The organism is Blastococcus sp. DSM 46786, from assembly GCF_900109665.1.
Lineage (GTDB): Bacteria > Actinomycetota > Actinomycetes > Mycobacteriales > Geodermatophilaceae > Blastococcus > Blastococcus carthaginiensis.
Window position 1 is genome coordinate 1 of sequence record NZ_FOAO01000040.1, and the last position, 5,988, is coordinate 5,988.

Annotated in this window: 6 protein-coding genes and 1 pseudogene; 5 read left to right on the forward strand and 2 right to left on the reverse strand. The window is 75.1% G+C overall.

Annotated elements, in window-relative coordinates:
* Both BMW62_RS21890 and BMW62_RS21895 read left to right on the forward strand, forming a co-directional pair.
* The coding region (locus BMW62_RS21890) for an HNH endonuclease signature motif containing protein (RefSeq protein ID WP_139206364.1) at nt 1-396 on the forward strand (396 nt) is incomplete at its 5' end.
* Between the two features lie 236 nt (nt 397-632).
* Complete coding sequence (locus BMW62_RS21895; protein WP_244524220.1) at nt 633-2,558, forward strand: helicase-related protein; 1,926 nt, start codon at nt 633-635, stop codon at nt 2,556-2,558.
* Here BMW62_RS21895 and BMW62_RS21900 read toward each other — a convergent pair whose 3' ends face one another.
* The gene (locus tag BMW62_RS21900; protein ID WP_091935796.1) at nt 2,559-3,434 is read right to left on the reverse strand and encodes a mechanosensitive ion channel family protein; all 876 of its coding nucleotides are present in this window, start codon (nt 3,432-3,434) and stop codon (nt 2,559-2,561) included.
* A 334-nt stretch (nt 3,435-3,768) separates the two neighbouring features.
* Between BMW62_RS21900 and BMW62_RS21905 the strand changes: the two genes are divergently transcribed.
* The 3 genes from BMW62_RS21905 to BMW62_RS22885 are packed head-to-tail and all read left to right on the forward strand — an operon-like array spanning nt 3,769 to nt 5,721.
* Complete coding sequence (locus tag BMW62_RS21905; RefSeq protein WP_170852524.1) at nt 3,769-4,011, forward strand: WhiB family transcriptional regulator; 243 nt, start codon at nt 3,769-3,771, stop codon at nt 4,009-4,011.
* 43 nt (nt 4,012-4,054) lie between these two features.
* A complete protein-coding gene (locus BMW62_RS21910; protein ID WP_091935801.1) occupies nt 4,055-5,518 on the forward strand; it encodes a protein adenylyltransferase SelO in 1,464 nt (487 codons plus the stop codon).
* Nucleotides 5,519-5,565: 47 nt separating this feature from the next.
* Complete coding sequence (locus BMW62_RS22885) at nt 5,566-5,721, forward strand: hypothetical protein (RefSeq protein WP_170852522.1); 156 nt, start codon at nt 5,566-5,568, stop codon at nt 5,719-5,721.
* 4 nt (nt 5,722-5,725) lie between these two features.
* Here BMW62_RS22885 and BMW62_RS22890 read toward each other — a convergent pair.
* Nucleotides 5,726-5,988: pseudogene (locus BMW62_RS22890) on the reverse strand (hypothetical protein); the annotation flags it as partial.

Genomic DNA, 5,988 nt, shown 5'->3' on the forward strand with positions numbered 1-5,988 from the left:
GCCGCCCGCGCCCGCTGGCTGGCCTGCGACGGCAACGTCAGCCGCATCGTCATCGGCCCCGACGGTGAAGTGCTGGACTACGGCCGCCGCCAACGGATCTCCCCACCCCCGCTGCGCCGCGCCCTGGACGCCCGCGACCGCGGCTGCGTCTTCACCGGCTGCGACGCCCCCGCCCACTGGTGCGACGTCCACCACCTCATCCACTGGATCGACGGCGGCCAGACCAACCTCGGCAACTGCGCGCTCCTGTGCGAACGGCATCACACCAAGATCCACCACGGCTTCCGGATCGAACGCCAACCCGACGGCCGATGGCGCACCTGGCGGCCCGACGGCACCGAGATCCTCATCCTCCCCCGCATCACCGCAGAACCGGCCAACTCCCGCGCCGGCTGAGCAGCATCGACAGGTCGGCCACCGGACGGGCACTCGTGAGCGCCTGAGCCGACGCGTTCGCTCAGGTGGCGCTCCGGCGATGACCGGCATCATCGGGCCGGTCCGTCTCCGCGTGCCGTCCGCCGGAGCCACTGGCGACCCCCGCGGGCATGGATCGGTGACCCTCGGTGTTGGCTCAGGTGACGACGCGGCTCGGCAGAGGCGCGCACCTGCCCCCGAGCCCTCGAGGATCACGCTTGCCCGAGCACGACCACCAGCCCGCGCCCGCCCGCCGGCGGAACCGATCCGCCACCCGCCTGGCCGCGGCGCGCGGAACTGACAGCGCTGCCGCCCACGGGACCGATCGCGCCGTCGCGCTCGGCACCGACCGCACCGCCGCCCGCGAGGAGAAGCGGGCCGCCGCCCGCGAGACCGACCGCGCCGCCGCCCGCGAGACCGACCGCGCCGCCGCCCGCGAGGAGAAGCGTGCCCAGCAGAGCTGGGTGGAAGGCGCTGCACCGGAGCTGCCCGCCCGCGCCACCCGGCCGGAGCAGGTCGTCTTCCACCTCGGCCCGACCAACTCCGGCAAGACCTACGAGTCCCTCCAGGCCCTGGCCGCGACCGGCTCCGGCGTCTACGCCGCCCCGCTCCGGCAGCTCGCGCACGAGGCCTACGCCAAGCTCTCGGCGCAGCTGCCCGAGGGCACCGTGGGCCTGTCGACGGGTGAGGAGGAGATCGACCCCTTCGCGCCCATCGTGTGCTGCACCGTGGAGAAGGCCCCCGACCGCGGCGAGATGCTGGTGCTCGACGAGGCCCACTGGGTCACCGACCCCGACCGCGGGCACCACTGGGCGCGGCTCCTGCTCACCGGCGAGTACCGCCGGATGCACCTGATCTCCGCGGCCGAGGCGTACCTGGTCCTGAAGCCACTGGTCTCCGACGCGGAGCACGTCGAGGTCGTCAACCACAAGCGGCTGTCGCGGCTGGACGTCCTCCGCGCGCCGGTGCGGCCAACGAGCGTGCGGCCGCAGACCCTCGTCGTCGCCTTCTCCCGCAAGGCCGTCTACGCGGTCGCCGCCGAGCTCGACCAGCACCGCCCGGGCAAGGTGGGCGTTCTCTACGGGGCGCTGCCCCCGGCCACCCGGCGCGAGGTGATCGAGCGGTTCACCAGCGGCGAGCTCGACGTCCTGGTCACCACCGACGTGATCGGCCACGGCATCAACGTGCCGGCCACCACCGTGCTCTTCGCCGAGACGACCAAGTACGACGGCCAGGAGATGCGCCCGTTGCGCACCTGGGAGGCCGCCCAGATCGCCGGGCGGGCCGGACGCTACGGCCTCACCGGCCACGGCGCCGCCGGCATCCTGATCGGCGTCAGCGGACTCAAGCCGGTGGCGGCGCTGGTCGGCGCCGGTGCCGCCGTCGCCCGGGGCGACGAGATGAGCGACCTCCCCAAGCGCGCCCCCCGGCTGCGGCCCGAGCTCGAGGACCTCGGTGCCTTCGAGGCGGTCGACCTCCCCGAGGCGCTGACCCGCTGGATGGCCTGGGCCCGGGCCGCGACCCGTGACCAGGCGATGACCGCCGACGACGTCACGAGCCTCGTCCTCCGGGTGCACGCCCTGCTCCCGCTGCTGCGCGGCCCGCTGGGCGCGGCCGGCGACCTGAACACCGTGTGGCGGCTGGTGAACCTCGCCATCGACTACAACCCGCCGCGGCGCACCCGCTGGCTGGTGCTCGCGCGGGCCGCCCTGCAGCACGCCGTCGGCCTCCCGGTCCCGCCGGAGACCGTGCTGCCCGATGTCCCGCGCGGGGGCACCGTCGAGGAGTACGAGCAGGCGGCGGCGGCCGCCCGGGACGCCCAGACCCTGCTGCGCCAGTTCCCCGGCGTCGCCGACCTGGACAGCGAGGACGCCGCGTGGGTCGAGGAGGAGTGCGCGGAGATGATCACCGAGCTGCTCCCCGACGCCATCGCCCTGGGCCGGTCCGGGAAGTGCGTGGAGTGCGGGAACGCGATCGCGCCCTGGTTCACCACCTGCCGGCCCTGCAGCGCGCCGGCCGGCCGGCGCGAGAGCGAGCGCGAGCGCCGGCCCGTCGGCGGGGGCCGGCGGACCGCGGGCCGGGCGGCGGGCCGGGCGCTCGGCGGGCGGCAGGGCGGCCCCCGCGGACGCACCCGCCGCGGCTGATCAGCCGGGTCCTCCGCTCCCGTCCCCCGCAGGTCCTCCTGCACCCGTGCCCTCGGGGAACCAGAGCACCCGCTGCGGGAAGGGGATGGAGATGCCGGCCGCGTCCAGCGCCGACTTCACCGAGACGGCCACCGCGCTGCGCACCCGCCACCGGCTGGCGATGTCGGCCGGGTGCCAGTAGCGGACCGCCACGTTGACCGATGAGTCCGCGAACTCCTCCACCCACACCTCGGGCGGCGGGCTCGCCTGCACCTCGGCGGTGTCCAGGCAGGCGGCCAGCAGCACCTGCCGCGCCCGCTCGAGGTCGGCGTCGTAGGGCAGACCGACGGTCAGCGAGGTGCGGCTCAGCGGCGTCCGGGTGTAGTTGACGATCGGCTGCTTGAGCACCTCGGCGTTCGGCAGGTACACCACCAGCCCGTCGTAGGTGGCCAGCACGGTGGTGCGCAGGTTGACGTCCTCGACGGTCCCCTCGTGGTCGCCGCTGCCGATCTGCTCCCCCACCCGGAAGGGACGGCGGACCTGCAGGAGGACGCCGGCGATGAAGTTCTGCAGGATGTCCTGCGCGGCGAAGGCGATCGCGATCCCGCCGACGCCGAGGGCGCCCACCAGCGGGCCGATGCGCACGCCGAGCAGGTCGAGGGCGTACACGGCGGCCACCGCGACGATCACCACGCCGGCGAAGCGGCCGACGACCACGCCGACGTGGCGGCTGCCCTCGCGGTCGATGGCGCGGACCATCCCCCGGCGGACGACGGCGGCCAGGACGATGCCCAGGACGAGTACGACCAGGGCTTGGACGCCCTGCTGCCACGAGATCGGATCGGTGACGACGGGGTTCTCGCCCGCCAGCGGGAGGGTCAGGTGCGCTCCGGACACCCCCGGAGGCTAGGCAGCGTGCACGGGCCCCCCTGCCGGGCACCCACCGGCGGGTCGGGTAGCCACACATCTGCCCAATCGGACGAGACGGTTTCGTACGGGTTCTGCCAGTGCCGATCCGGCCCCGGCTCCGTAACGTCACAGGTAGCAAGCAGGCCGTACCAGTCCGTCACCGCGCCTGCCACGACCGTCCTCCGAGGAGCTTCCCGTGCCTTCCCTCTCCCGCCCCGTGCTCACCCTGGTCCCCGGTTCCGCGACCGAGGCCGAGCACCGCGCCCCCGTCGACGCCTTCACCGCCTTCCCGCCGCTCGACGCCGCCGCCTGGCCGGCCCCGGTGGAGTCCGACGACTCGTGGCGGCTGGACGCGCTGTGCGCCGAGACCGACCCGGAGGCGTTCTTCCCGGAGAAGGGCGGCTCCACCCGGGACGCCAAGCGCGTCTGCACCGGCTGCCCGGTGCGCGCCGAGTGCCTGGAGTTCGCCTTGGCCAACGACGAGCGCTTCGGCATCTGGGGCGGCCTCTCGGAGCGCGAGCGCCGCCGGGTCCGGCTGCAGCGCCGCGACATCATCAGCGCCTGATCGTCCCCAGCCGGTGTCCCGGCCGGCTCGTACCCTCGGAGGCGTGACCTCCGCGCCGGCTCGGACCGTGTCCCTGGACGACCGCTTCGCGCGGGCCCTCCCGGAGCTGGCGGTCCCCTGGCGGGCCGACGAGGCGCCCGACCCCCGGCTGCTGCTGCTCAACGAGCCGCTGGCCGCGGAGCTGAACCTCGACGTCGCCGCGCTGCGCGGCCCCGACGGCGTCCGGCTTCTGGTCGGCACCCAGCCCCCCGACGGGGCCAACCCGGTGGCGCAGGCCTACGCCGGGCACCAGTTCGGCGGGTTCACCCCGCGCCTGGGCGACGGCCGCGCGCTGCTGCTCGGCGAGCTCACCGGCGCCGACGGATCGCTGCGCGACCTGCACCTCAAGGGCTCGGGCCGCACGCCCTTCGCCCGCGGGGGTGACGGCCTGGCCGCGGTCGGCCCGATGCTGCGCGAGTACGTGGTCAGCGAGGCGATGCACGCCCTGGGCATCCCGACGACCCGCGCCCTGGCCGTCGTGGCGACCGGCCGCGCCGTGCACCGCGAGACGCTGCTGCCCGGTGCGGTCCTCGCGCGCGTGGCCGGCAGCCACCTGCGGGTGGGCAGCTTCCAGTACGCCACCGTGCTCGGCGACGTCGACCTGCTGCGCCGCCTGGCCGACCACGCCATCGCCCGCCACCACCCGCACGCCGCCGGCGCCGAGAACCCCTACCTCGCCCTGTTCGACGCGGTGGTGGCCGCCCAGGCCGAACTGATCGCCCGCTGGATGCTGGTCGGGTTCGTGCACGGCGTCATGAACACCGACAACACGACCATCTCGGGCGAGACCATCGACTACGGTCCGTGCGCCTTCCTCGACGCCTACGACCCGGCCACCGTCTACAGCTCGATCGACCACAGCGGGCGGTACGCCTACGGCAACCAGCCGGTGGTCGCCGAGTGGAACCTGGCGCGGCTCGCGGAGGCGCTCCTCCCGCTGCTGTCGGCCGACCAGGAGCAGGCGGTGTCGCTCGCCGTCGAGTCGCTGCGCGGGTTCGCCCCGCGCTACCAGGCCGCGTGGACCGCCGGCATGCAGGCGAAGCTCGGCCTGCCCGCCGGCACCGACGACGCGGTGGTCCGGGAGCTGGCCGAGGAGCTGCTCACCCTGCTCGCCCGCGACCACGTCGACCTCACCTCGGCATTCCGCTCGCTGGGGGCGGCCGCCCGGGGCGACGTCGAGCGGCTGCGCCTGCTCTTCCTCGACCTCGCCGGCATCGACGGCTGGCTGGACCGCTGGCGGGCGCTCGACCCCGACGCCGCGGCGACGGACCGCGTCAACCCCGCCTACATCCCGCGCAACCACCTCGTCGAGGAGGCCCTCGACGCGGCGACCGACGGCGACCTCGCACCCGTCGGCCGGCTCCTGGAGGCCGTGACCACCCCGTTCGACGAGCGGCCCGGGCTCGAGCGCTACGCGGCGCCCGCCCCGCAGGACTTCGGGGCGTACCGCACGTTCTGCGGCACCTGAGCTCCCGCGGCCGGGTTCGCCGCGGTCACCCCGGGTAGTCGCGGTCCGTGCCGCGCGAGATGGATCCCCAGGACCCCGACACCCTCTACGCCGAGGGTCCGGTGACCCCCGAACCTCCGGACGACGACGTCCCCGAGTCCTCGCCGCTGCCCGACTCCGGCGGTACCGGACCAGGACCGGACGACCTCGACCGGCTGCTCTGAGGGCTCAGACCCGGGCGGCGGGTGACACCCCACCGGCCCCCTCGCGCTCGGTGACCGCCACCTCGTCGTCGTCCTCGTCGTCCTCGTCGGCTTCGTCGGATTCGTCCTCGTCCGCGGGCGGTGCGGTCACCTCGCCCCCGCCGCCATCGCCGGAGGGCGTGGTCGGCTCGCTGGTCGTGCCGCCGTCGTCCTCCGGCGGGGTGGTCGGCTCGCTGGTCGTGCCGCCGTCCCCGGGTGGGGTGGTCGGCGTGCCCGTGGTGTCCTCCG